3 protein-coding genes are annotated in these 4,181 nt (G+C 37.0%); all 3 read right to left on the reverse strand.

What is annotated here, in order from left to right:
• On the reverse strand, positions 1–2,396 hold a 2,396-nt coding region (locus tag AC1W31_RS20690), incomplete at its 3' end, for an efflux RND transporter permease subunit (protein ID WP_481736401.1).
• A 204-nt stretch (positions 2,397–2,600) separates the two neighbouring features.
• A complete protein-coding gene (locus tag AC1W31_RS20695; RefSeq protein WP_481736402.1) occupies positions 2,601–3,650 on the reverse strand; it encodes an efflux RND transporter periplasmic adaptor subunit in 1,050 nt (349 codons plus the stop codon).
• Positions 3,651–3,662: 12 nt separating this feature from the next.
• Positions 3,663–4,181, reverse strand: a 519-nt coding sequence (locus tag AC1W31_RS20700; protein ID WP_481736403.1) for a TolC family protein, incomplete at its 5' end; no start/stop codon positions are given.

Here is a 4,181-nt window from a genome sequence, read left to right on the forward strand (position 1 = left end):
ACCACTTCTGCCACATTTGCTACGTCTTTCAATTTTATGATGGCTCCTCGACTATTGCGAAGCGTTAATTCACGCACACTTTCAATGGAACGTTTATCCGATTTTTCGAGGGAAATATTAATGGGATATTCTTCTCCCGACTGCGAAAACTTCGATTGGTCATTTCCTCTGAAAGCTAACTGAATTGCTCCACCTACTTCTGGAATACTCAAACCTGCATTCGCAATTTTATCACGGTCAAGTTGAATGGCAATTTCTGTCTTTAAACTTTTTGTACTAAATTCTACGTAATCCGTTCCTGGCGTTTTACGAACAATGGCTTTTATTTGATTGGCTACTTGTTGAATTGCTCCCATATCTACCCCTTTTACCGCAATTTGTATGGGGGCTTCACTTCCTCCCGTCAAAGAAACTGGACGAATTACCACTTTTACACCCGGAATTTTAGTTACTTCATCTCTAATGGCAGCACTAAAAGCATCGGTTGAGACCTTACGATTTTCTTTTTCTACCAAGGTGACCGATACTTCCGAAATATTAGTATTAGCACTCCCAGCTCCGACGGCACCCGTTTGCGTACCAATATTAGCGAACACCTTGGAAACTTCAGGTTTTTGCAACAAAATTTGTTCCACTTGCTTAGTTACTAAATTGGTTTGTGCTAAAGGTGTTTGAGGAGCCATTTCAATCTGAATGGCAAACTCACCACGGTCGCCCGAACCCGCAAAAGATGAACCTATAAAACCCGTTGTAAATAAAGAAACCGCCCCGACAAACATGACGATAATACTAATGAGCACCCATCTTTTGTGATTAAGCGACCAAGTCAATAATTTCCCGTATTCTTCTTTTACGTTATCCAAAAATGTTTCAAAAGCCAAGTTAATTTTACCCCAAAGGCTTGATTCGCTCAAAATTTCAATTTTTCCCCATCTCGACGCTAACAAAGGCGTTAAGGTAAATGATACAAATAAACTCATCAAAGTTGAGAAAACGACGACTAATGAAAATTCACGTAAAATATTTCCAATTAATCCGCCACTCATTGATAAAGGTAAAAATACTACAACGTCCACCAAAGTAATAGCAATGGCGGTGAAGCCTATTTCTTGTCGTCCTTCGATAGCAGCATCAATTTTACTTTTACCCATTTCGAGATAACGATATATATTTTCCAAAACCACAATACTATCATCTACTAAAATACCAACCACCAAAGAAAGTCCCATCAATGTCATTAAATTGAGTGAAAACCCAAAATAATACATCAGAATAAAGGTTGGAATCATTGCCGAAGGAATGGCAACTAACACAAAAATCGAACTTCTGAAACTATGTAAGAAAAATAACATAACCAATCCCACAATGATAATTGCCAAAAACAAATCGTGAATTACGGCATCGGCAGAAGCCAAGGTATAAATAGATTGGTCGGCGGCAATATCGTAATTGAATTTATTAGAAGCATAAACAGTTTGAATTTGCTTCAACTTTTCTTTCACCGAACTACTCACCTTTACCGCATTGGCATCGGCTTGTTTTACGATTTCAATACCAATTCCCGCTTTTCCATTGTTACGGTTTAAGGTTTTTGTTTCCGTTTGTCCGTCAGTAATAATGGCAAGGTCTTTTAATAAAACACGACTTAAATCCGCATTTTGACGAATTACTAAGTTTCTTAATTCTTCAACTTTTACCAATTTTGCATCCAAACGGATAGAAGTACGGCTATTATTGCTCAAAACACTCCCCGCTGGAAACGAACTATTACTGTTAGCAATCATTTGGTTTACTTGCGCTGAAGAAATACTGTACGCTTGCAATTTATCATTGTCTAAATTGACTTGAATTTCACGCTCATTGCCCCCAATCAAACGAACCGTACCAACTCCTGCGACATTGGATAAAATCGGTTTAATTTTTTGGTCAACTAAATCGTATAATTCTGGCTCAGACATATTTGCCGAAGCACTAATTCTCAAGACTGGAATTTCGTCCGTATTAAAACGATTGACAACGGGGTCATCGGCATCATCGGGCAAAGTTGATTTTATCTGATTGATTTTTCGTTCTGCATCACGCTGCGCATCAAGCGTATTAATGCCCGATTTTAATTGCACCGTTACCAAAGAAAGTCCTTCTGATGAAGTTGAAGAAATTTTATCAACCCCTTCAATCGCAGAAATGGCTTCTTCAATGGGCTTGGTTACCACGTTCTGAATTTCGTCGGAAGAAGCCCCACGATAGATGGTTTGAACGATAATAATATTGGCTTCAAATTTTGGTAAGAGGTTATAATTCAGTTGTTTATAACTCACAAAACCAAATAAAATAAGCGTTACGAAAATTACTGTAATCAGTAATGGTCGTTTTATTGATATTTCGGTAATTGACATATTTTTATTTTTTAAACTGGTCGGTTGGATTGGTTACTGGTTATTAGAAATTGGTTAAAAGAGTCATAAAAAATTAGCCGATTAACTTCCCGAAATAACTCCGTTATGGGTTTAAACTTTCGGGAAGTTTGTCCACAAGAATCCATTTCCTCCAACCAATTACCAGTTTCTATTAACTAATAACTAATTTCCAATAACTAATAACTATTTCGTTTTACTAATTTTACTACCGTTTGTCAAGTTGATTTGTCCACTTGTTACCACTTCCTGTCCCGCTTGCAAACCAGAAATAACTTCAATATTTTCTCCAATTTCACGCCCAACGGTCAATTTTTGAATTGTCGCCACTTCGTTTTCAACCACATAAACGTAAGGATTTTTTGTTCCTTCAACCAAAGCCAATTTTGGAATTTGTAATAAACTGGCTTTGCGACCTAAATCAAAGTCAACCATTACATAAGTTCCTGCTCTTAAAGCATTTGTATTCAATTGTAATTCCACTCGGTAATTGTGATTTTCGTCTCCTTTTGGCGAAATGAATTTCACCGTACCCACAAACTTTTTATTCGGGAAAACATCCGAAGAAATCGAACCTGATTGTCCTAACTTCAATTGATATACGTCCTTTTCGTTGACAAAAACCACGGCTTTCAAATGTACATCATCCACCACGTTGGCAATCACCGTTCCAGGGCTTACAAATTCGCCAGCCACCAATTTACGAACCGTAACAATTCCGCTAATGGGCGAAATAATTTTGCCATCTTCAATTTGCTGTTTCACTTGCTCAATTTGCATCTTTGTGTTATCCACATCGTATTTAGAATTCGTAACGCTCAGTTCCGTTCCCGCATTTCCTTTGAATAAGTCGTTATTTCGTTCAAAATCTTTTTCCAATTTGGCAAGCGTTAATTCATTGGTTTTCAGATTGATAAGTTTCAATCTTGAATCTAATTGCCCAATTACTTGTCCTTTGGCAACTCGTGAACCAACTTCAATGGAAAGTTTTTCAATTTTTCCTTGCACGCCAATCGCAATGGTGGCTTCGTTGTTCAATTCTAAATTGGCAGGTAATGACACTTTGCCATCGTAGGTTAAATATTGTGCAGTAGTCGTTGAAACCGCCACTGGAATAATTGAGCGGTCAACAACCACTTTATTCGCTTCAATTTTTTTCTTGTTTTTTGCCAACGTGAATCCAATAAATCCTACGATGGCAAGCACTGATATAATGATGATTAAAGACTTTTTCATGGTAATAAATGATTAAAATTGACTGATATAACTTTTCAAATTACCTTTTGATTTTTCAAATTCGAGCGTTGAACTCAACACGTTAATCAATGAGGTTATGTAATTACTTTGTGCTTCTTTGTACGAATAATCGGCATTGAGCAAGTCAGAAATGGTGGAAACGCCTTTTTGATATTCCAAATTACTACTGTCAAAAACCTCTTTGGCAAAACTTAGATTCTCACGATTGATACCTAAATCTGATTGTGATTTTTGCAATTGAGCGTTAGAATTTCTGAAGGCTAAACTCAAATTATTATCCGTTAATTGCAAATTCGTTTTAGCACTCAACAAACTGATTTCCGACTGTTTTAATTGGCTATTTTTGCGATAACCACTAAAAATAGGAATCGTTGCTTTCAACCCAATCGTTGAAAAATCAACCCAATTTGAGAACGATGGACCAAATTCATTCCCAAAACTCATCACGCCATAACGAGCATACGCTGAAACTGTCGGGATAAAAGCCGCTTGTTTCCGTTTTACGTCAAA

The organism is Arcicella sp., from assembly GCF_964672035.1.

Coding starts and splice junctions, on each gene's coding strand:
- AC1W31_RS20695 (WP_481736402.1), bottom strand. CDS start 3,650: ATGAAAAAGTCTTTAATCATCATTATATCAGTGCTTGCCATCGTAGGA.